Source organism: Mesorhizobium sp. M0052, assembly GCF_040323255.1.
Classification (GTDB): Bacteria; Pseudomonadota; Alphaproteobacteria; order Rhizobiales; family Rhizobiaceae; genus Mesorhizobium.
Genome location: NZ_JAMYUS010000008.1, coordinates 249,695 through 270,941 on the forward strand (window position 1 = coordinate 249,695; position 21,247 = coordinate 270,941).

At 63.0% G+C, this 21,247-nt stretch carries 18 protein-coding genes; 16 read left to right on the plus strand and 2 right to left on the minus strand.

Annotation, left to right across the window (positions count from 1 at the left end; all coding sequences use genetic code 11):
* Positions 1-3: 3 nt before the first annotated feature.
* The 14 genes from NKJ77_RS13580 (at position 4) to derI (ending at position 16,689) form a co-directional block, all read left to right on the plus strand.
* Positions 4-1,338 (plus strand): four-carbon acid sugar kinase family protein, encoded by a 1,335-nt coding sequence (locus NKJ77_RS13580; RefSeq protein ID WP_352535316.1) that lies wholly within the window; start codon positions 4-6, stop codon positions 1,336-1,338.
* A gap of 217 nt (positions 1,339-1,555) precedes the next feature.
* Positions 1,556-3,079 (plus strand): FGGY-family carbohydrate kinase, encoded by a 1,524-nt coding sequence (locus NKJ77_RS13585; protein WP_352535341.1) that lies wholly within the window; start codon positions 1,556-1,558, stop codon positions 3,077-3,079.
* The gene (locus tag NKJ77_RS13590; protein ID WP_023672603.1) at positions 3,076-3,852 is read left to right on the plus strand and encodes a DeoR/GlpR family DNA-binding transcription regulator; all 777 of its coding nucleotides are present in this window, start codon (positions 3,076-3,078) and stop codon (positions 3,850-3,852) included. The genes NKJ77_RS13585 and NKJ77_RS13590 overlap by 4 nt, the downstream gene beginning before the upstream one ends.
* Positions 3,849-5,561, plus strand: a complete 1,713-nt coding sequence (locus tag NKJ77_RS13595; RefSeq protein ID WP_502902093.1) for a glycerol-3-phosphate dehydrogenase/oxidase — start codon at positions 3,849-3,851, stop codon at positions 5,559-5,561. Before NKJ77_RS13590 ends, NKJ77_RS13595 begins: the two co-directional genes overlap by 4 nt.
* Positions 5,562-5,886: 325 nt before the next feature.
* Positions 5,887-6,900 carry a sugar-binding transcriptional regulator gene (locus NKJ77_RS13600; RefSeq protein WP_352535317.1) on the plus strand — a complete coding sequence of 338 codons (1,014 nt, stop codon included), beginning with the start codon at positions 5,887-5,889 and terminating at the stop codon, positions 6,898-6,900.
* 33 nt (positions 6,901-6,933) lie between these two features.
* The gene (locus NKJ77_RS13605) at positions 6,934-7,581 is read left to right on the plus strand and encodes a DUF2291 family protein (protein ID WP_502902092.1); all 648 of its coding nucleotides are present in this window, start codon (positions 6,934-6,936) and stop codon (positions 7,579-7,581) included.
* Positions 7,578-9,116: a sugar ABC transporter ATP-binding protein gene (locus NKJ77_RS13610; protein ID WP_352535318.1), complete on the plus strand. Its 1,539-nt coding sequence runs from the start codon at positions 7,578-7,580 to the stop codon at positions 9,114-9,116. The genes NKJ77_RS13605 and NKJ77_RS13610 overlap by 4 nt, the downstream gene beginning before the upstream one ends.
* 27 nt (positions 9,117-9,143) lie before the next feature.
* On the plus strand, positions 9,144-10,277 hold the full coding sequence (locus NKJ77_RS13615; RefSeq protein ID WP_023688198.1) for an ABC transporter permease: 1,134 nt from the start codon (positions 9,144-9,146) through the stop codon (positions 10,275-10,277).
* A gap of 39 nt (positions 10,278-10,316) precedes the next feature.
* Positions 10,317-11,258, plus strand: coding sequence for a D-ribose ABC transporter substrate-binding protein (locus NKJ77_RS13620; protein WP_081726801.1), 942 nt, complete (start codon positions 10,317-10,319; stop codon positions 11,256-11,258).
* A 111-nt stretch (positions 11,259-11,369) separates the two neighbouring features.
* Positions 11,370-12,929: an FGGY-family carbohydrate kinase gene (locus NKJ77_RS13625; RefSeq protein ID WP_023830596.1), complete on the plus strand. Its 1,560-nt coding sequence runs from the start codon at positions 11,370-11,372 to the stop codon at positions 12,927-12,929.
* A complete protein-coding gene (locus NKJ77_RS13630) occupies positions 12,926-14,443 on the plus strand; it encodes a glycerol-3-phosphate dehydrogenase (protein ID WP_023830597.1) in 1,518 nt (505 codons plus the stop codon). The genes NKJ77_RS13625 and NKJ77_RS13630 overlap by 4 nt, the downstream gene beginning before the upstream one ends.
* A complete protein-coding gene (locus tag NKJ77_RS13635; protein ID WP_023830598.1) occupies positions 14,443-15,381 on the plus strand; it encodes a sugar phosphate isomerase/epimerase family protein in 939 nt (312 codons plus the stop codon). Before NKJ77_RS13630 ends, NKJ77_RS13635 begins: the two co-directional genes overlap by 1 nt.
* A 76-nt stretch (positions 15,382-15,457) precedes the next feature.
* Complete coding sequence (locus tag NKJ77_RS13640) at positions 15,458-16,225, plus strand: triose-phosphate isomerase (RefSeq protein ID WP_023830599.1); 768 nt, start codon at positions 15,458-15,460, stop codon at positions 16,223-16,225.
* A 26-nt stretch (positions 16,226-16,251) separates the two neighbouring features.
* Positions 16,252-16,689: a D-erythrulose-4-phosphate isomerase gene (derI, locus tag NKJ77_RS13645; RefSeq protein WP_023672592.1), complete on the plus strand. Its 438-nt coding sequence runs from the start codon at positions 16,252-16,254 to the stop codon at positions 16,687-16,689.
* Positions 16,690-16,704: 15 nt separating this feature from the next.
* On the opposite strand, the gene dhaL is transcribed toward derI, so the two are convergent.
* The gene (gene dhaL, locus NKJ77_RS13650) at positions 16,705-17,346 is read right to left on the minus strand and encodes a dihydroxyacetone kinase subunit DhaL (protein ID WP_023830600.1); all 642 of its coding nucleotides are present in this window, start codon (positions 17,344-17,346) and stop codon (positions 16,705-16,707) included.
* A gap of 24 nt (positions 17,347-17,370) precedes the next feature.
* Entirely contained in the window at positions 17,371-18,378 is a 1,008-nt protein-coding gene (locus tag NKJ77_RS13655) for a dihydroxyacetone kinase subunit DhaK (protein WP_023667709.1), read from the minus strand.
* Positions 18,379-18,811: 433 nt separating this feature from the next.
* Here NKJ77_RS13655 and NKJ77_RS13660 point away from each other — a divergent pair, with 433 nt between their 5' ends.
* Both NKJ77_RS13660 and NKJ77_RS13665 read left to right on the plus strand, forming a co-directional pair.
* The gene (locus tag NKJ77_RS13660) at positions 18,812-20,089 is read left to right on the plus strand and encodes a tyrosine-type recombinase/integrase (protein ID WP_352535319.1); all 1,278 of its coding nucleotides are present in this window, start codon (positions 18,812-18,814) and stop codon (positions 20,087-20,089) included.
* Positions 20,086-20,916 (plus strand): hypothetical protein, encoded by an 831-nt coding sequence (locus NKJ77_RS13665; protein ID WP_352535320.1) that lies wholly within the window; start codon positions 20,086-20,088, stop codon positions 20,914-20,916. Before NKJ77_RS13660 ends, NKJ77_RS13665 begins: the two co-directional genes overlap by 4 nt.
* Positions 20,917-21,247: the final 331 nt, after the last annotated feature.

Consider the following 21,247-nt stretch of genomic DNA (forward strand, 5'->3'; position numbering starts at 1 on the left):
GCGATGCAAGACCTGCTGCTCAGCTATTATGGCGACGACCTCACCGGTTCGACCGACGTCATGGAAGCGCTTGAACTCGGCGGCGTCCCGACCGTGCTGTTCATGCGCCAGCCGGACGCGGCTATGGTTGAGCAGTTCAGCCATTGCCGCGCCATTGGCCTGGCCGGCACCAGCCGCAGCGAGACGCCGCAATGGATGAACACGCATCTGAGCGATGCCTTCGCTTGGCTGAAGACGCTGAATGCCGCGATCTGTCACTACAAGGTGTGCTCCACCTTCGATTCCAGCCCGACCATCGGCAGCATCGGTCGCGCCATCGAGATCGGCCGCTCGGTCTTCGCGCAGGACAGCGTGCCGCTGCTGGTCGGGGCGCCGCAGCTCAAGCGTTACACGGCCTTCGGTCATTTGTTCGCGGCCTATCGTGAAAAGTATTTCCGCATCGACCGCCATCCGGTGATGAGCCGCCACCCGACGACGCCGATGGATGAATCCGACCTGCTGATCCATCTGTCGCGGCAGACGGAGCTCACATCGGGGCTGGTCGACCTCGCGACGTTGCAGTCGGTGGCGCGCTCGGAGGCCTTCGACCGCTTGCTCGCAGAGGGCACCGACATCGTACTTGTCGATGTCGACAGCCGCGAGACGCAGGCGCTTGCCGGCAAGGAGATATGGCGCGCCCGCAAGCCGGGCGGTTCGTTCGTCGTCGGCTCGTCGGGGATCGAATATGCGCTGCTGGCCGAATGGGTGTCGAACGGGACAGTCAGAGCTGAACCAGAATTTTCGCCGCCAGGTGCCGCCGACCGGATCGCGGTCGTCTCGGGCAGTTGTTCGCCGACGACCGAACGACAGATCCGTCACGCTTTGACTGACGGCTTCGACGGCATCGAGGTCGATCCCGTCGAACTGGTCTCCGAAGCTTCCGGAGATGCGATTGCACGCGCGGCGGCAGCCGGTCGCACCAGCCTGGAAGCCGGGCGCAGCGTCGTTCTCTACACGGCCCTTGGACCCAACGCCGACAGGGGGGGCGAAATCGACCGCCAGGAAGGCGCCCGCCACAAGCTTGGTCGCGGCCTCGGCGAACTGCTTCGCGCGCTGACGATCGAGCAGAAGTTGCAGCGCGTGGTCATAGCCGGAGGCGACACGTCGAGCCACGCTCTCGGCCAGATGGGCGTCGGTGCGCTGACGGTGCGGATGCCGCTGCCGGCGTCGCCGGGCTCGCCGCTTTGCGTCGCTCACTCGCGTATTGAGGCGATCGATGGGCTGGAGGTGGCGCTCAAGGGCGGGCAGGTCGGAACCGACCGCTATTTCAGCGCCATCCGCGACGGCCTTAGCAGCTGACAACGCGTCGCTCCGGCAACCGCGAGATCCATCCGAAGCCTTTTTGTCGCGTATGTTGACGTTAAATTCACATAAAGATATGAGTTCTTTGTTGCGGCGAGGTGCTTTTGCCGTTTGTCCCCCTTGCTCAATCGGGGTTGTCGCCATGTGTTTCGCCCTTGCATCAGACTGCAGGATCGCCCTGTAGCAATCGCCAATGCTGAAAGAGGCGGTGATCATGCCCAGCCTGCTCGGAATCGATAACGGCCTCACGGTCACCAAGGCGGTCATCTTCGATGCCGACGGCACGCAATTGTCCGTGGCGCGTCGCCGGGTGCCGCAATCGATGCCCCACGCGCGCTGGGTGGAGCGCGACATGTCAGGCCTGTGGCAAGCAACAGCCGACGCCATCAAGGAGGCGATCGCGCTCTCCGGCAGGCCGGCGGAAGACATCAAGGCGGTGGCGGCGACCGCGCATGGCGATGGTCTCTATCTGCTCGATCATGATCGTCAGCCTTTGGGATCAGGCATCCTGTCGCTCGACAGCCGCGCCGGCGACATTGTCGAAAGGTGGTCCGCCGGTACCGTTTTCACCGATGCGCTGGCGACGACGGGCCAGACGCCGCATGTTTCGGCGCCGTCGGCGCTGCTGGCGTGGCTTAAGCAGAACGATCCTGATCGCTATGGCCGCATCGGCCATGTGCTGGCCTGCAAGGACTGGCTGCGCTTTTGCCTGACCGGCACGATCGGGACCGACCGCACGGAGGCCAGCACTTCATTCACGGATTTTCGCACGCAAGCCTATGCGCCTGAAGCGCTGCGCATCTTCGGGTTGGAGGATCTGTTCAACGCGCTGCCGCCGGTGGCGCATTCCGCTGACATCGCCGGTCAAGTCACAGCCGATGCCGCCGAAAGGACCGGCCTTCGCAGGGGAACACCGGTCGCCTGCGGCCTGCACGACGTGGCCGCCTCGGCGCTTGGCATGGGCGGCCATGAAGACGGCGTGCTCGCCATCGTCGCCGGCACGTATTCCATCAACGAAGTCGTCTCTTCGCAACCGCGCGTCGACCGACGTTGGTTCTGCCGCAACGCCATCGATGCGGGGCGTTGGAACAACATGTCGATCTCGCCGGCCTCGACCGCGAACTACGACTGGTTTCTCGACACTTTCTGTCGCTTGGAGCAAGACAGGACAAACGCGGATGGCGGCTCGCTCCACGAATTGCTGGCGGGAGAGATCGACGCGGCGTTGAAGAAGCCTTCGACCATCCTGTTTCATCCCTATCTGTTCGGCTCTCCCTATGGCGATTTGGCCAGCGGCAGCTTTGTCGGCCTGCATGGCTGGCACAATCGCGGCGACATGCTGAAGGCGGTTCTGGAAGGCATCGCCTTCAATCACCGCACCCATGTCGAGGCTTTGCGCGACGGCTTTGCCGTCAGCGAGATCCGCCTGACCGGCGGCGGTTCGCGCAATCCTGCTTTCGTCCAGATGTTTGCCGACGTGCTGAACGCCCCGGTCACCGTCACCTCGACGGATGAGACCGCGGCCCTCGGTGCCGCGCTTTGCGCAGGTGCTGCGGTCGGCTTGTTCAAGACGCCGCAAGAGGGCGCCAGGCAGGTCGGCATGACGGAGCGGACGTACCAAACCGTGCCCGCCTCCAGTGCTGTGTTCAATGAGCGGTTTTCGCTCTACTGCCGCATAGCCGAGCAGCTGAAGTCGCATTGGCCTGATATCGAAAGGCTGGCGGGGGTAAACGCATGATCAAGGCCGACGAACGACGCGAAGAGATCGCCGATTATGTGATCAAGCTCGGCCAGGTGCGCATCGATGATCTGGTCGAGCATTTCGGCGTGTCGCGCATGACCATCCACCGGCATATCGACCGGCTGGCGCAGCAGGGCGTGCTGCGCAAGCTGCACGGTGCGGTGACGGTCCAGCCTTCCGGCCTCTACGAGAGCGCTTTCCGCTACCGGGTGACCGTCAATCGAGCCGAGAAGGATGCACTGGCGCGGGCGGCACTGGATTATATCGAGGCCGGCCAGGTGGTGATGCTGGACGATTCATCGACGGCAAACGCGGTCGCGACGCTGCTGCTCGACGTCAAGCCGCTGACCGTCATTTCCAACAGCGTCTCGACGGCGGGCCAATTGATCAATGTGGACGATATCGATTTCATCTGCCTCGGCGGCCAGTATCATCCCACTTACAATGCCTATATCGGCATCGTCTGCGAGAACGCCGTGGCGCAGTTGCGCGCCAATGTGCTGATCTGTTCGGCTTCGGCCGTCACCGGAACCACTGCTTTCATCCAGGATCCGAATGTCGTGCGGGTCAAGCAGGCGATGATGACCGCCTCCGTGAAGCGCATCCTTTTGGTCGACCACGCAAAATTCGACCGGATCGCGCTGCATGTCTTCGACGATCTGACCAGTTTCGACGCCGTGCTGGTGACCGAGGGCCTGGGCGATGCGCAGGCGCAGAGCCTCGAACGGGCGGGGGTGAAGTTGCGCATCGTCAAGACGAAGGCGCCATGAACCCAGCAGATGGAGCCGGGGCGGACAATCCCGCAGGGCGTCTCGCCGCGATGGCCGGGACCGGCGAAGTCGACGTCGTCATTCTTGGCGCCGGCATCAACGGGGCTGGGCTGTTTCGCGATCTGTGCGCGCAAGGTGTCAGCTGCCTGATCGTCGAAAAGGCGGATTTCGGCTCGGGCACCAGTGCCGCGCCGTCGAGGCTCATCCACGGCGGCTTGAAATATCTCGAGACCGGCGAGTTCGGGCTGGTGGCGCAGTCGACGCTCGAACGCAATCTGCTTCTTCAAAACGCGCCGCACTATGTCAGCCCGCTGCCGACCGTCATCCCGATCTTCTCGTGGAGCAAGGGCATGCTCGCGGCGTTGCGAACGCTGTTCGGCTCGACCAGCGCGCCGCGCAGCCGCGGCGCCATACTGATCAAGATCGGCTTGATGATCTACGATTTCTACGGTTCACGAAACCAGGTCATGCCGCGCCACCGCATGGTCGGGCGGCGGCAGGCGCTTGTTGAGATGCCGGCGCTCAATCCGGCGATCGTCGCCACCGGCACCTACTACGACGCCAAGATAAGTCACCCGGAAAGGCTGGTGCTGGAACTGATCCTCGACGGCTTGCAGGCTCACGCGGCGTCTGCCGGTGCCAACTACACGACACTGGCGGCTTCAGCCAATGGCGTGCTCACCTTCCAGCCGGAAAACGGCGCGGCCTTTTCGGTGCGGCCGAAGCTGGTGGTGAACGCCGCCGGTCCGTGGATCGACGACGTCAACGCGCTGCTTGGTGCTCCATCGAAGATGATCGGCGGCACCAAGGGCTCGCATATCCTGTTAAGGCATGACGAACTGGTCAAAAGCCTCGCCGGGCGCATGCTCTATTTCGAGGCCGATGACGGCCGCATCTGCCTGGTCTACGACTATCTCGGCCTGGCGCTGGTCGGCTCGACCGACATCAAGGCCGACAATCCGGACGCGGTCCGCTGCGAACCCGAAGAAGTCGACTATCTGCTCGACAGCGTGCGAACGCTGCTGCCGGGCATGGCGTTCGAGCGCGACCAGATCGTCTACGCCTATAGCGGCATCCGGCCGCTGCCGACGTCTGAAGCAGCGACGCCCGGACTGATCAGCCGCGATCATTCGGCGCCCGTTGCCGAGCCGGACGGCAACAGGCCCTTTGCAGTCATTTCGCTGGTCGGCGGCAAATGGACGACGTTCCGCGGCTTTGCCGAGGAAGTCACTGATACCGTACTCATGCGCTTGCAGCGCAGCCGCAAGATGTCGACTCAGTCGATGCCGATCGGCGGTGGGCGGGATTTTCCGGCCAATGCCGCCGCGCGCGCGAACTGGCTGGCTGAGGCACAGCAGGCAACGGGCGCCGGGGAAGGGCGCCTTGATCAATTGCTGTCGCGCTACGGGACCAGAGCCGTTGAGATCGCCAGGCACGGGTCGGATGATGAGGGTTGCCTGCCGGACTCCGGCGGCTACGGCAAGGCGGAAATCGACTACATCGCGCGCAACGAGTTCGTCGAACATCTGGCCGATGTCGTTATGCGCCGCAGCACGTTGGCGATAGGCGGCTCGCTGACGAGCCGCGACCTGCAGGAGATTGCCGCGATCGCGGGGCGGGCGTTGGGGTGGAGCACCGAGCGCCTCACGCGGGAGGTCGAAGCCGCTGTTGTCGAGCTCGAAGGCAGGAACCTGATGCGGCTGGACTGATCGCTTGATCGCCGACGCCTAGCTTTTCCTGAGGCAATCCGATCGATTTGCCCTTGTTGCGCCCTGTGCATCAACCTTCCCATTTTGCACCCGGATTGGGATTTGCCGGCGCCTACGGGCTCATGCCGTCACTGGATACGGTAACACAAATTGAAGTTAAATTAACACTACCGTATGGTCATATTGTATGCTTACCTTCTAATAGGCTCGCGTTGGCTGCCGAACGTCGGCTGAGGCAACCATCTGCGGAGGGATTGACAGCGGCGCAAAGGTATGAAAATTTTTGCACACAAAGATAATATTATCACCCTGGGGAGGGGATGGCTTGAATTCCGGCGGAAGCGCAAACCGCGACCATGAGTCCAGCCTCGCCACGCGCGCGGCCTGGCTGCACTATGCCGGTGGTCTGACCCAGGCCCAGGTGGCCAAGCGGCTTGGCCTGACCAGCCTCAAGGCGCATAGGCTGATCACCAAGGCCAACCAGGAAGGTCTGGTTAGGGTCTTCATCGACGGCGACGTCGCCGAATGCGTCGACCTGGAACAGCGCCTGATCGCCGCCTATGGGCTCCACTATTGCGAGGTGGTTCCCGATCTCGATCAGGACGAACTGCCGCTCAAGGGGCTGGGCATTGCCGGCGCCCAGTTCCTGAAGCGCGAAATCGATCGCGGCGAAGACATGCTGATCGGCGTCGGCCATGGCCGCACGCTTGCCGCCAGCGTCGAATATCTGACGCGCGCAACTGCTGCTCACATCCGTTTCGTCTCGCTGCTTGGCGGCGTGACGCGCAAATTCGCCGCCAACCCGCACGACGTCATGCATCGCCTGGCAGAGCGGACCGGCGCGCAGGCTTTCGTCATGCCGGTGCCTTTTGTCGCCAATACCGCCGAGGACCGCGAAGTGCTGCTTGGCCAGCGCGGCATCAGCGATGTGTTCGCTCTCGCCAGCCGGTCCGACCTGATGTTCGTCGGAATAGGCACGGCTGAGCGGGAGGCGTCGCTGGTCGCCACCGGCATGATCGAGCCTTCCGAAATCGATGAGGTCAAGCGGGACGGCGGCGTTGGTGAATTGCTGGCGCATTTCTTCGACGACAAGGGTGGTCCGGTCGAAACGGCGCTGTCGGAAAGAATACTGGCGCTTCCGCGCGATCAGTTGAAGGGCCGCAGGATCGTTGCCGTCGCCGGCGGCAAGGTGAAGGTGCGCGCCATCAAGGCAGTACTCGAAAGCCGTTATCTCAGCGGCCTGATCACCGACGAATGCACCGCCCGCGCCCTGGTCGAGCTCGACGATGCAGCCGGGGCCGCGAAGCGCCGCGTGAACGGAGGAACTTCGAATGCGTGACAACGGACAATCCGCACCGCTGGTGGTTGCATCATGAGCGCGAAGGCCACCGCCTGGCAAGCTTCGCCCGGCCTGCGCCGGGTGCTTGCCGGCGCCGCGGCTCTGGTTCTGCTCGGCGCCATGGCGCTCGACACCAAGGTGATCAAGATCGGCTCTGCCGGCGATGTTCGCAACGCGGTGTTTTCGGCCGCCGACTACGGCAAGTCTGAATTTCCCAAGGTGCAGGCCGATGTCGAAGCGCGTGCCGCCGACGCCGCAACGGTGGCGACGGCGATCGCCAAGGACAAGGCGACGGCCGAAAAGGAATATGGCGTGCCGGCGGGAGTCGGACCGGTCATCTCGGTCAAGTTCACCGGCGTCGTCGGCGAGGGAAAATCGGGCATCTACAAGGTCGCGGTCGACGGTTTGCCGGACACGTTGACCGTCCGCGTACAGACTGGGCCGGCGATCAACGGCACCGAGCTTCGCGACGCCACCGGCAAGATCACCTTTGGTCAGTTCACCAACCAGATCGAGTATCAGGACGCCGGCTCGGCGCTGAACAACGAGATGAAGAAGGAGGTGCTGGCGAAAGTCGATACCAGTGACTTGACCGGCAAGACAATAGCGGTGGTCGGCGTCTTCAAGCTGGTCAATCCGAAGAGCTGGCTGGTCACGCCGGTGAGGCTGGACGTCAAATGACAATGGCTGCCGGCACAGAACCCGCGACTGGCGATGCCGTGCTTTCGGCGCGCAATGTCGTCATGTCGTATGGCGGCGTCCACGCGCTCAAGGGCGCCAACTTCGACATCCATCGCGGCAAGGTCACCACCCTGTTCGGAGAGAATGGCGCCGGCAAGTCGACGCTGATGAAGATCCTGTCCGGCGTGGTCACGCCGACATCCGGCGACATCGTGCTCGACGGCAATCTCGTCAGCTTTTCCTCGTCTTCGGACGCGCGCGACCGCGGCATTTCGATCATCCACCAGGAGCTCAGCCTGGCGCCGAATCTGAGCGTTCGCGACAACATCTTCATGGGCCGCGAACTGCGCACCAGAACCGGCCTCGACTTCGCCGAGGAGTCGCGCCAAGCGCGGGCGCTGATGGCCGACCTCGAAGAGGACATTGATCCGATGACCCTGGTCGAGGACCTGCGCCTGGGGCAGCAGCAGATCGTCGAGATCGCACGCGCGCTGTCAGTCGATTCCCGCATCCTGATCATGGACGAGCCGACCTCCGCGCTGAGCGCCACGGAGGTCGAAGTGCTGTTCAAGGTGATCCGCGATCTGACCAGCCGCGGCGTCTCCATCGTCTACATCTCGCATCACCTCGAAGAGGCGCTGCAGATCACCGACTACGCCGTCGTGCTGCGTGACGGGGCGATCACGGCGACGGCCGAGGCCAAGGACATCGACCTCGAATGGATCGTCCGCAACATGGTGGGCGAGAATTTCGATCTCGGCTCGCCGCCGACCGGCCACGAGTTCGGCGCGGTGGCGCTGTCGATCGAGGATGTCAGCGTCACCGACGCTTCGGGTTCAGGCTACGTCGTCGATCATCTGTCGCTGGATGTCAAAGCGGGCGAGATCGTCTGCATCTATGGGCTGATGGGCGCGGGCCGCACGGAATTGCTGGAGGCCGTCGCCGGCCGTGTGCCCATGGCGGGCGGGCGGGCGCTGCTGGAGGGTGAGGACGTTTCGGGGCTGACCATTGCCCAGCGCATCGCCCGAGGTCTGGTTCTGGTCCCCGAGGATCGCCAGCGCGATGGCCTGGTTCAGACCATGACCGTCGGCCGCAATCTGTCGCTTGCCAGTATCGAGGCATTCGCCAAGGGGCTCTTCCTCTCCCGGCCGAGGGAGCGCGCACTGATCGACAATTCGATCCGCAAGGTGACCATCAAGACCGCGGGCGGCAATGCCATGATCGGATCGCTGTCGGGCGGCAACCAGCAGAAGGTCGTCATCGGCAAGATGCTGACGACAGATCCCAAGGTCATCCTTCTCGACGAGCCGAGCCGCGGCATCGATGTAGGCGCCAAGGCCGAAGTCTTTCGCTTGCTCAGCGAGCGCGCCGCGCAAGGCCTGGCGGTCGTCTTCTCGACCTCGGAGGTCAATGAGTGCCTCAGCATCGCCCACCGCATCGTCGTCATGCGGCGCGGCAAGATTTCAGCCGAATTCGGCGCCCACGCCACCAAAGAGCAGATCATGGCCGCCTCCGGCGAAGCCGTGGTCGCCTGACCATAGAATTTTTCGGAGCCCCGACCCATGAGCGATGTCAGCCAGGCCAGCAAACAGTCCAGCCCCAATGCGGGCGGAGAGGGCTTCGACGTGGCCAAGCTGCTGCTCGAAGGCCGGGCCTTCTTTGCCCTGATCGTCATCATTGTCGTCTTCTCGATCCTGTCGCCCTACTACCTCTCGGTGGCGAATTTCCTGACCATGGCTTCGCATGTCGCCATCTTCGGGATTCTCGCCGTCGGCATGCTGCTCGTCATCCTCAATGGCGGCATCGACCTGTCGGTCGGCTCGACGCTCGGGCTTGCCGGCGTCGTCGCCGGGTTTCTGATGCAGGGCGTAACGCTGACCTGGCTGGGCGTCGTTCTCTATCCGCCGGTCTGGGTGGTCGCGGTGCTGGCCTGCATGCTGGGCGCCGCTGTCGGGCTGATCAACGGCGTGCTGATCGCGCGGTTCAAGGTTCCGGCCTTTGTCGCCACGCTCGGCGTCATGTACATGGCGCGCGGCCTGGCACTGCTGATGACCAGCGGCCTGACCTACAACAATCTCGGCGGCAAGCCGGAGTTGGGCAACACCGGTTTCGACGCGCTTGGCTTCAACCGTCTGTTCGGCGTGCCGACCGGCGTGGTGGTGCTGGCGGTCATCGCGCTGATCGGCAGCATCGTGTTGAACCGCACCGCGTTCGGGCGCTGGCTCTACGCCTCGGGCGGCAATGAGCGCGCCGCCGAACTGTCCGGCGTTCCGGTCAAGACTGTGCAGATTTCGGTCTATGTGCTTTCAGGCATCTGTGCCGCCATTGCCGGCCTGATCCTGTCCTCGCAGTTGACCTCGGCCGGACCGACCGCTGGCACCACTTACGAACTGACGGCCATCGCCGCCGTCGTCATCGGCGGCGCCGCACTCACCGGCGGGCGCGGCAACATTCGCGGCACCCTGCTCGGAGCCTTCGTCATCGGTTTCCTGTCCGACGGTCTGGTGATCATCGGCATCTCATCCTACTGGCAGACAGTGTTCACCGGCGCCGTCATCGTGCTCGCCGTGCTCCTCAATGCCGTTCAGTATCGCCGCCGTAGCAAGCTTCCAGCTTCGACGGGCGGCCAACCGACTTCTCAGAAACGGGGGAAGGCCGAACCGGCCAATCCTGCCCAAGGGAAGACTGCCAGCTGACTGGCAGCAAGACCGCGTAAAATCATTGGAGGAATGTACATGAAAATCGTGCTTAGAAGTTTGCTTGCCGCCGCGATGGTGGTCGGGTTTAGCGCAGCCGCATCGGCCGCAGGCCTGATCTCGATCATCGTCAACGATCCGGCCAACCCCTACTGGCTGACCGAAGGCAACGTTGCCAAGGCCGAAGCCGAAAAGCTTGGCTATACAGCCAACGTCGCCGCCCACAAGGGCGACACCAATACCGAAAGCAATCTGATCGACACCGCCATCACCAACAAGTCGGTGGCGATCATCCTCGACCCGGCCAATGCCGATGGTTCGGTCGGCGCGGTGAAGAAGGCGATTGCCGCCAACATCCCGGTTTTCCTCGTCAATGCCGAGATCAACCAGGAAGGTCTTGCCAAGGGACAGCTCGTCTCCAACAACGCCCAGGGTGCGGCTCTCGGTGCCCAGCAGTGGGTGCAGGCGGTCGGTGAAAAGGGCAAGTATGTCGAACTGCTCGGCGCCCCGTCGGACAACAACGCCGCCACGCGCTCGAACGGCTACGCGACTGTGCTCAGCCAGTATCCGGATCTCGAAAAGGCCGCTTCGCAGGTCGCCAACTGGGATCGTACCCAGGGTCATGACAAGATGCAGAGCATGCTGCAGGCCAATCCCGACATCATCGCCGTGATCAGCGGCAACGATGAAATGGCGCTTGGCGCGGTTGCGGCGCTGAAGGAAGCTGGCAAGCTCGCCGGCATCAAGGTCGGCGGCTTCGACGGTTCCCCGGATGCGGTTGCGGCCATCAAGTCCGGCGAACTGCAGTACACCGTGCTTCAGCCGGTGGCCATCTTCTCGGCCAAGGCCGTGCAGCAGGCCGACTCGTTCATCAAGACGGGCGCTACCGGCGCCACCAGCGAGAAGCAGCTGTTCGATTGCCTGCTCATCACCAAGGACAATGTGGACAAGTACACCGCACCCTTCGTGCTGTCGGAATAAAAACCTGCTCAGGGGGTGTCCTTCGCGGACACTCCCTGGCTCTTCCATGGCTTCGAGATAACAAAGACTGCTCCTTGTGACTTGCCTTCATAACCATCCGGAACTTGCGGCATGAAAGACCTGCTGATCGGCATCGACGCGGGAACGTCCGTGATCAAATCGGTCGCTTTCGATCTGTCGGGGCGGCAGCTTGCCATGGCGTCGGTGACCAACAGCTTCGTCACGCTGGAAGGCGGCGGCGCCGAGCAGGACCTTAATCAGACCTGGCGCGACATGGTGCTGACCGTCCTCGATCTGGCGACGAAAATTCCAGACCTCGCGCGGCGAACCGCGGCCGTCGCGGTCACCGGGCAGGGCGACGGCACCTGGCTGATCGATGGCGACGGCATGCCGGTCGGGCGCGCCTGGCTCTGGCTCGATGCGCGCGCCGGACATCTGGTGGACGAGATGCGCGGCGATCCCCGGGATCGCACGCGGTTCGCGATCACCGGCACCGGGCTCAACGCCTGCCAGCAGGGCGCTCAGCTCAGCTGGCTGAAGAAAAACAGCCCGGAAATCCTGGAGCGCGCCGCCAATGCCTTTCACTGCAAGGATTGGCTCTATTTCAAGATGACCGGCAAGCGCGCCACCGATCCTTCGGAGGGAACATTCACCTTCGGCGATTTCCGCTCGCGCAGCTATTCCGACGAGGTGCTCGACATTCTCGATCTGACGTCGCACCGCCGCCTGCTGCCCCCCATGCTCGAAGGCACGACCGACCATCATCCGCTTTCTGCGTCGGCAGCAGGCGAGACCGGCCTGCTTGCGGGCACGCCGGTGGTGCTGGGCTACGTCGACATGGTCAGCACCGCGCTCGGCGCCGGCCTCTATGATCCAAGCGGCAATGTCGGCTGCACGGTCATCGGCTCGACCGGCATCCACACGCGCCTGGCGCGCACAGCCGACGATGTCATCCTCAACGACAACGCGTCCGGCTACACGATCGCCATGCCGGTTCCCGGCGCCTATGCGCAACTGCAATCCAATATGGCGGCGACGCTCAACATCGACTGGCTGCTCGGCCTGGCGCGCGACGTGCTGACCGCCAGCGGCGCAAAACCTTCGGGCGACGAATTGCTGAAAGCGCTCGATGTCTGGGTCGAAGGATCGGAGCCGGGATCGCTGATCTATCAGCCCTACATCTCGCTTGCCGGCGAACGCGGACCGTTCGTCGACCCCGACGCACGAGCGGGCTTCATCGGCCTCTCGGTCAAGCACGGCTTTGGCGATCTGGCACGCGCGGTTCTTGAAGGATTGGCCTTCGCGGCCCGCGATTGCTACCAGGCAATGGGCAGCGTGCCCGGCGAAATCCGTCTGTCTGGCGGCGCCGCGCGCAGCCCGTCGCTGCGCCGCATCATCGCCGCGGCGACCCGCGCGCAGGTCAGGACCAGCAGCCGCCAGGAAGCCGGCGCCGCGGGTGCGGCGATGATGGCCGCAGTCGGGCTTGGCGTCTATCGCTCGATGGATGATTGCTGCGCCGAGTGGGTGACGCCGCTGCTGGGCGAATGCGACGCCTATGACGAGGCGCTTTCGCAAACCTACGATGCGCTGTTTCCATCCTTCGTCGCGGCGCGCCAGGCGCTGCATCCGATGTGGAAATCGATGGCGCACCGCACAGGAGCTAAGTCTTGAGCGATACAACGGATATTGTCGATCTCTTCGTGATCGGCGGCGGCGTGAATGGAGCGGGCATAGCGCGCGATGCCGCCGGCCGTGGGCTGTCGGTCATCCTGTGCGAGAAGGACGATCTGGCGCAAGGCACCAGCTCGCGTTCCGGCAAGCTGGTGCATGGCGGTCTGCGCTACCTCGAATATTACGAGTTCCGGCTGGTGCGCGAAGCGCTGATCGAACGCGAGGTGCTGCTTGAGGCGGCGCCGCACATCATCTGGCCGATGCGCTTCGTGCTGCCGCACAGCCCCGAGGACAGGCCGGCATGGCTGGTCCGGCTCGGGCTGTTTCTCTACGACCATCTTGGCGGCCGCAAGCGGCTGCAGGGAACGAGGACGCTGAACTTGAGAACAGCGCCGGAAGGGGCGCCGATCAAGGACGAATTCAAGCGCGGCTTCGAATATTCCGACTGCTGGGTCGACGACGCCAGGCTGGTGCTGCTCAATGCGCTCGATGCCAGTCAGCGCGGCGCAAAAGTCTTCACTCGCACTGCCTGTATTGCTGCCTGGCGCGAAGACGGCCTGTGGTCGATCGACATGCAGGACGGCCGCACGGGCGCTGTGACGAGGGTCCGCGCACGCGGGTTGGTCAACGCGGCCGGGCCATGGGTGAATGACATCGTCAGCCGCGTCGCCGGACAGAATTCCACCCGCAACGTTCGCCTGGTGAAAGGAAGCCATATCGTCGTGCCAAAATTCTGGGAGGGACGGCAGGCCTATCTGATCCAGAACAACGACAAGCGGGTGATTTTCGTCAACCCGTATGAGAACGATCTGGCGCTGATCGGCACCACCGACATACCCTATGAAGGCAGGCCTGAGCTAGTGGCGGCCGAAGCCAGCGAAATCGATTATCTGATCAAGGTGGTCAACCGCTACTTCAAGCGCCAACTCACCGCGCAGGACGTGGTCTACAGTTTCTCGGGCGTGCGGCCGCTCTATGACGACAATGCCGACAACCCGAGCGCGGTGACGCGCGACTACATCTTCGAACTCGACGCCCCGAATGGTGGCGCGCCGCTGCTTTCTGTGTTCGGCGGCAAGATCACCACCTTCCGCAAACTGTCCGAACATGCGCTGGAAAAGATCCAGCCCTTCTTTCCGACCATGAAGAAGGCCTGGACAGCCAAAATTCCCCTGCCGGGAGGCGACCTGCCCAACGCGGATTTCGAGCAGTTCCTGGGCGATCTGCACGCCGAGTTTTCGTGGCTTAGCCCGTCGCTGGTGAAGCACTATGCCCGCAGCTACGGCACGCGCACGCGCGCCTTGCTGAAAGGCGTAAAAGGCGAAGCCGATCTCGGCCGTCGTTTCGGCCCGGATTTCTATGAGCTCGAAGCTGTCTTCCTGTTCGAGACCGAATGGGCGATGACCGCCGCCGACGTTCTCGAACGCCGGACCAAACACGGGCTGCATATCAATGCGGCCGAGCGGAAAACATTCGAAGACTGGTGCACAAAGACAATGGCGGCGGTGAACTGATGGCCTTCACGCTTTCGCTGAACACCAACCCGCTGGTCAATCGCTTCGCCGATCCCGACGATCTGATCGACGCCATTGCCTATGGCATCGGCATCCGCGACGTGCAACTGACGCATGAATTCGTCAATCCGGGCTGGCCGGCGGCAACGATCGCCAAGTTCGTTCGCCTGTTCAACAGCGCCCTGGCGCGGACCGGCGTGCGGATCACTTCGGGTATGACCGGTCCCTATGGCCGGCTCAATCATTTCGGCCATCCGGACGCGGATGTGCGCCGCTATTATGTCGATTGGTTCAAGACCTTCGCCGGCATCTCCGCCGAACTCGGCGCGTCGGGCATGGGCACGCAGTTCGCCATATTCACCTACAAGGATTTTGACGATCCGCAGCGGCGCGCGGCGCTTCTCGGCATCGCGCTCGAATGCTGGCGCGAAGTGGCCGAGCACGCCAAAGCGGCGGGCCTGACCTACCTTTTCTGGGAACCGATGTCGGTCGGCCGCGAGTTTGGCCACACGATCGAAAGCTGCGTCGAATTGCAGGGCGCCATCGATGCGGCCAAGCTGCCGATCCCGATGCAGATGATGGTCGACATCGACCATGGCGACGTGACCTCGCCCAATCCTGACGACACTGATCCCTATGCCTGGGCGAAAGCGTTCCCGTTGCAATCGCCGATCATCCACATCAAGCAATCGTCGATGAACAAGGGCGGGCACTGGCCGTTCACCGCCGCCTACAACAAGGATGGCCGCATCATCCCGCAGAAGCTGCTCGACGCCGTGCGGGCGGGTGGCGGAACCGACAATGAAATCTGCCTTGAACTTTCCTTCCGGGAGAGGGAACCGGTCGATCATCAGGTTATTGCAATGATCCGTGAGTCGGTGGATTTCTGGGCGCCTTACATCGACAGCGGCCGCGAAAGTCTCAAGCCTCGCGCTTGAGGCAAACCGCCGGCCCGAAGGCCGGCGCAGACCCGGAAACACGCATCATTCGAATTTCGGATCGAAGGAGAGAAGAATGGCCCCATATTGGGTCGGCACGAGCTGGAAGATGAACAAGACGCTGGCGGAGGCGCTGCAGTTCGCCGAGGCATTGGCGGCGTTCGTGCCGGGCTTCGATCCGGCGATACAGCCTTTCGTCATTCCCCCCTTCACCGCGGTGCGGCAGGTCAAGGCGGCGCTCGCCAACACCCGCGTCAAGGTCGGCGCCCAGAACATGCATTGGGCCGATGCCGGCGCCTGGACGGGCGAGATTTCGCCGGTGATGCTGAGGGATTGTGGGCTCGACCTGATCGAACTCGGCCATAGCGAGCGCCGTGAGCATTTTGGCGAGACGGACAAGACTGTGGGACTGAAAACGGCGGCGGCAGTCAGGCACGGCTTCGTACCCTTGATTTGTGTCGGCGAGACGCTGGCCGAGCGCGAGGGCGGCCGCGCCGACGAAATTCTGACCGCGCAGGTTTTGGGCGCGCTGCAGGGTCTCGCAAACAATGAGTTGTCGGCAGAGATACTCTTTGCCTATGAACCGGTGTGGGCGATCGGCGAGAAAGGCATTCCGGCCAGCGCCGACTATGCCGACAAGCAGCAGGCGCTGATCAAGCAGATCGCAGCAACCCGGTTGCCGACCGCCCCGCTTGTGCTCTACGGCGGCAGCGTCAATCCCGGCAACGCGGCCGAACTGATCGGCCAGCCGCATATCGATGGGCTGTTCATCGGCCGCTCGGCATGGCAAGCGGAAGGCTATATCGACATTCTCAAAAAGGCGTCGGCCGCCATCGCGCGCTGACCACGAAAACGAAGGAGTTAATTGCCATGAAGATCGCACTCGGAGCCGACAGCGCCGGCAAGCCGCTGCTCGATGTCATCGCCAAGCATCTCGCCACCAAGCCAGAACTGCAGGTCGTCGATCTCAGCCAGGCCGGATTCTACGCCGATATTGCCGCTGCGGTCGGCCACGAAATTGTCGACGGCAATTACGACCGCGCCATCCTGTTTTGCGGCACCGGCATCGGCGTCAGCATCTCGGCCAACAAGGTGCCCGGAATCCGTGCCGCGCTAACCCACGACACCTATTCGGCGGAACGCGCTGCGAAATCCAACAATGCCCAGATCATCACCATGGGTGCGCGCGTCATCGGCCCCGAACTGGCCAAATCGATCGCCGACGCCTGGCTGGCCTCGGAGTTCGATCCGAACGGTCCCTCTGCCGCCAATGTGCAGGCTGTCGACAAGCTCGACGCGAAGCGCTGAGGATTCGCTCCCGACCTAGCCGGTCAAGGCGATCCGCATCGCCTCGATGACGGTTACGGCGGACGCCGCGCCTGGATCCATATGGCCAAGCGAGCGTTCGCCGAGGCGGGAGGCCCGGCCCTTGGTGGCGATCATCGCCTTGGTCGCCTCCGCGCCGGCCTTTGCCGCCTCGGCTGCAGCCGCGAGGCTGCCGGCCAGCCCCTTGCCGGCGGCCAGTGCCTCGCCCGCAGCCGTCGCGGCCGGCGCCCACGCATCGATCATCGTCTTTTCGCCAGGCTCGGCCTTGCCGCGATCCTGAATGCCTCTGGCCATCGCTTGGAACATAGCGACCGCGTCGGCGTCGTCGAGCGTCGCCTTGCCCTTGACGGCGGCCGCGCCGCGCATGAATGCCGTGGCATAGAGCGGGCCCGAGGAGGCGCCGACGGCGTTGAGGAACGACTTCGCCGCCGTGTTCAGCAAGATGGTCGGATCGGTGGTGCCGGTATCCAATGCGGCCACCGCATCGCGTGCCGCGGCAAATCCAAGCTCCATCGCAATGCCGTGGTCGGCATCGCCGATCACCCCGTCAAGCGCGCACAACCGGTCCCGGTCGGCTGACATGGCGTCGGCGATGGCAACGAACATCGCGGCAAGGCGGGTGGTGTCGATTGTTGTCATCTGTTGTTCCTTGCCGCCCCCAGTTTACCCGGCGCGAAACATGGCGCAGTCGCAAGGGTGGTCGAGCATCGTTTGCAACTCGTCGTCGAGGTGGTGCAGCGTGATCGAAGCGCCGGCCATTTCGAGCGAGGTGCAGTAATTGCCGACCCAGCTTGCGTGAATGGATACACCGATATCGTCAAGCCGCTGCTTCACGCGCCGGTTCATGATGTAGAGTTCCATCAGCGGTGTCGAACCCAGCGAATTGACCAGCACGGCGACCTTCTCGCCGCGTGCCGGCGCCATCTCGGCGAGAATCCTGTCCAGCATTTCGTCGGTGATCTCGTCGGCCGTTTTGAGTTTTCCGCGTGCGATGCCGGGTTCGCCATGGATGCCCATGCCGATCTCCATCTCGTCGGGTCCGATCTCGAAATTCGGCCGGCGGGTTTGCGGCAACGAACAGGGCGCCAATGCCACGCCCATGGTGAATGTGTGGTCGTTGGCCTTCCCGGCAATGCGTTCGCATTCGTCGAAGGACAGCATCCGGTCGCAGGCAGCGCCTGCCGCCTTGAAGATGAAGAAGTTGCCGGCGACACCGCGCCTCTTGTGCCTGTCGCCAACGGGCGCGGAAGCGACGTCGTCGGTGCTCAGAACCGTGCGCACCTCGATGTCGTCCATCGCGGCCATCTCGGCCGCCATGTCGAAATTCATGACGTCGCCGGCATAGTTGCCGTACATGAACAGCACACCGGCGCCGCCGCTCGCCGCCTTGGCGCATTCGAGGATCGGGTCGGGCGGCGGAGAGGCGAAGACATTGCCGATCGCCGCCGCGTCGGCCAGCCCCTTGCCGACGAAGCCGAGAAAACTCGGCTCGTGGCCCGAGCCGCCACCAATGACGAGGCCTACCTTGCCTTGGCGCGGTCCATCGCGGGCGATGATCGAGCGCGGGCTTCCGTCAACGGCTTTGAGATGGCGGGGATGCGCAGCCAGGATGCCTTCCAGCATCTCGTCGACGGCGCGATTGCCGTCATTGATGATCTTCTTGGTTTGCACCAACGTCCTCCCGATTTGGTATTTTCATAGATGATACCGGGCGTTATCAGGCTGCCTTCGGGCGAGGGCAGGGGCGCGATGCCCACCAAACTGCCTCGATCGGCTTCGTAGCTGTTACCAGCCGTTCTGGCAGAAGCTAAGCGGACCGAAGTGCGCGGACAATGGCGCTGTAGTGTACAAGATCGCACCACGGCTTAGAAAAGGCGGTGGCTCCCCGGGCCGGATTCGAACCAGCGACCAACCGGTTAACAGAGGTTTTCCTAAGCATCTTCACGCGTCGATTTGCGACAGACCGATACAGCCGAAACCGTTTGTGTGCAAGGCTTTTGTCGGTGCACGTTGTCGCCGCTTGTCGCGTGGTGTATCGACAAAGCGCAGGGTTTTGTGTAGATCATGCTGTAGATCAAGCCGAACCGGTTTCTCGGGGGACGCAATGCCGACTGTCGAACTCACCGACAAATTCTGTCAGTCGGCCAAATCGCTGTCAGGTCGCAAGATCGACTATTTCGACACGATCGTAAAGGGTCTCGTCCTCCGCGTTTCAACCGGCGGCCAACGCTCCTGGTATGCCGTGTACGGACCTCCAGCGAAGCGCCAATGGCTCAAGTTGGGGACCTATCCCGAGGTGCCGCTCGGAAGCGAGAAAGGGGCACGGCAGAGGGCCAAGGATACGCGCGCCAAGGTCGGCGATGGTGTCGACCCGATTGCCGAGAAAAAGGCTCTGGCGGCCTCGCAGACAGTCGCGGATCTCGTTGACAACTATGTTGCCCGGCAGGCCTCTACGAAACGGTCCGGCGGTGAGATCGCTCGCCGGCTTCGAAAGAACGTCACAGACCTGATCGGCACCATCAAACTCGCTGACCTGCACCGGCGCGATATCACTAAGTGCATCGATGCCGTCAAGGACCGCGGCGCCCACGTAGAGGCCAATCGGATCTTCGAAGATGTTCGAGCAATGATCCGGTGGGCGCGAGGCCGCGGTGACCTCGATAGCAACCTGGTGGAAGGCATGCGCCGGCCGACCGAAACAACAGAGCGGGACCGCGTCCTTTCCGCCGACGAGATCAAGACCATGTGGAAGGTGTTAGTCGACGCCGATATGAGGGAATCGACCCGGCGGATTCTTCGCCTTTGCCTCGTCACCGGGCAGCGCGTCGGGGAGATTTCCGGCATGGTCCGCAACGAGCTAGATCTCGACCGGCACATCTGGACGATCCCGCCGGCCCGGGCCAAGAACAAGCGCGAGCATGTGGTGCCGCTTTCCGACATGGCAATTGAGATCATCGCGGCGCAACTGGACGACGCGGCTGCATTGGCCGAACAGAAGGACAGGCAACTGCCGCCATTCGTCTTTCCCGCACCAGGCGGGCGCGTGGCCGTCACTGGCGCTTCTGTGCCAAAAGCCGTCAAGCGCGAGGAGGCAACGAAACGCAACGTCACAACCATCATGGGTGTCTCACCTTGGACGCCGCACGATCTCCGGCGCACCGCTGCCACCCACATGGAAGAAATCGGTGTTTCGCCATTTGTCATCGGCCACGTGCTCAACCACATTTCCGCGACGAAGGCCTCGATAACCAGTCGCGTATACGCCCGATATGACTATGCCCGCGAAAAGCGCGAGGCGCTGGAGCTTTGGGCCGGACGCTTGCGAGGGATCATTGACGCCGACACCAAGGTTGTGCCGCTGGCGGGCAAGGCGCGGGCATGAGTTCGCCGCGCGATTTTGACCTAGCGCTAGAGGACTTGGCCAAGCTGCGCGGACCATCAGATGATTCTGAATGGCGGATGCTGGAAGGACTTCTCGTTGGCGCGGCGCAGCGGGCAGCTCGGTGGGACGAGCATGCCGACCCCTACGAGGATGATCGTGCACGGGATCGTGATTTCATTGAGAGCGGCCTTCCTTCGATGCAGGCGACCGTCGCCAAACTGCAGGGGCTGGCAGAGCGACACACCGGACGTTTTGATGCAGCCGTCTTTCGAGCGATCAGGTCGATAGGGTTGACTCCTGACATCCTGAGATCGGCCGGTTACTCCTACGATGACGATGGCTGGCTCGCCGGACCGTTTCTTCGCAAGCTACTTGCTGCCCTGCATGATCATCTCGAAATCGAGGCAGATCCGGGCTCCAGGCAAACTGTAAAAGGGCGCCGGACTGGAGGTCGCCACCGCGTCATTTGGGGCCCGCTCCAGTGGCCGCACTTCGTCGACGAAACCCGGATGCCTGATGGACGGAGGACGGGGTTGCAGTTCGAATTGGCGTTCCATCTGCGCCGATACACCGGCGGGCTCAGGATGCGTGAAATCATGATCGACGACACGCTGCCGACTGTCGGTCGGCCGCACCATGCGATCGCCGCACAATTTGTGTTTGCAGCGATCGGCGTCTTCATCGACGACAACGGCGACGCATTTCAAAAGGTGATGAGCAACCACTCAGGCGTGAACGGGGAACCGGTGCGCTGGTGGGGTTGGGGTGCACCTGAAGGGTACGATCGGGACACGAAGAGCTTTGCTTTTTTCGCTCCCGACGACTGAGCGGAAATCTTTCTGGAGAGTTGTCCGTTCTCAACGGCATGCAGCTGGGTGAACCTTGTCCCGTCAACAGACGACGAGGCAGTTTGCACATGTCAAAGCATCAAATCATAGATCTGGTCGACGAACCGGCCGCATGCCGCATCCTTGGCGGCGATAACTCTCCTATTCATCGCTCCACGCTCTGGCGTGGAATCAACGCCAAGAGGTTCCCGGCTCCTATCAAAATGGGATCTGGGACGAACCGGTGGAACCGGGATGAGTTGCTCGCGGTAATAGAGAAAGCGGTAGCTGAACGCGATCAGGAAGCCGCTTGATGCGAGCCGTTCCGATC

Excerpts from the sequence above, each read along its gene's own strand:
- NKJ77_RS13580 (WP_352535316.1), top strand. The coding sequence starts at position 4 with ATGCAAGACCTGCTGCTCAGCTATTATGGCGACGACCTCACCGGTTCG.
- NKJ77_RS13585 (WP_352535341.1), top strand. The coding sequence starts at position 1,556 with ATGCCCAGCCTGCTCGGAATCGATAACGGCCTCACGGTCACCAAGGCG.
- NKJ77_RS13590 (WP_023672603.1), top strand. The coding sequence starts at position 3,076 with ATGATCAAGGCCGACGAACGACGCGAAGAGATCGCCGATTATGTGATC.
- NKJ77_RS13595 (WP_502902093.1), top strand. The coding sequence starts at position 3,849 with ATGAACCCAGCAGATGGAGCCGGGGCGGACAATCCCGCAGGGCGTCTC.
- NKJ77_RS13605 (WP_502902092.1), top strand. The coding sequence starts at position 6,934 with ATGAGCGCGAAGGCCACCGCCTGGCAAGCTTCGCCCGGCCTGCGCCGG.
- NKJ77_RS13610 (WP_352535318.1), top strand. The coding sequence starts at position 7,578 with ATGACAATGGCTGCCGGCACAGAACCCGCGACTGGCGATGCCGTGCTT.
- NKJ77_RS13615 (WP_023688198.1), top strand. The coding sequence starts at position 9,144 with ATGAGCGATGTCAGCCAGGCCAGCAAACAGTCCAGCCCCAATGCGGGC.
- NKJ77_RS13620 (WP_081726801.1), top strand. The coding sequence starts at position 10,317 with ATGAAAATCGTGCTTAGAAGTTTGCTTGCCGCCGCGATGGTGGTCGGG.
- NKJ77_RS13625 (WP_023830596.1), top strand. The coding sequence starts at position 11,370 with ATGAAAGACCTGCTGATCGGCATCGACGCGGGAACGTCCGTGATCAAA.
- NKJ77_RS13635 (WP_023830598.1), top strand. The coding sequence starts at position 14,443 with ATGGCCTTCACGCTTTCGCTGAACACCAACCCGCTGGTCAATCGCTTC.
- NKJ77_RS13640 (WP_023830599.1), top strand. The coding sequence starts at position 15,458 with ATGGCCCCATATTGGGTCGGCACGAGCTGGAAGATGAACAAGACGCTG.
- derI (WP_023672592.1), top strand. The coding sequence starts at position 16,252 with ATGAAGATCGCACTCGGAGCCGACAGCGCCGGCAAGCCGCTGCTCGAT.
- dhaL (WP_023830600.1), bottom strand. The coding sequence starts at position 17,346 with ATGACAACAATCGACACCACCCGCCTTGCCGCGATGTTCGTTGCCATC.
- NKJ77_RS13660 (WP_352535319.1), top strand. The coding sequence starts at position 18,812 with ATGCCGACTGTCGAACTCACCGACAAATTCTGTCAGTCGGCCAAATCG.
- NKJ77_RS13665 (WP_352535320.1), top strand. The coding sequence starts at position 20,086 with ATGAGTTCGCCGCGCGATTTTGACCTAGCGCTAGAGGACTTGGCCAAG.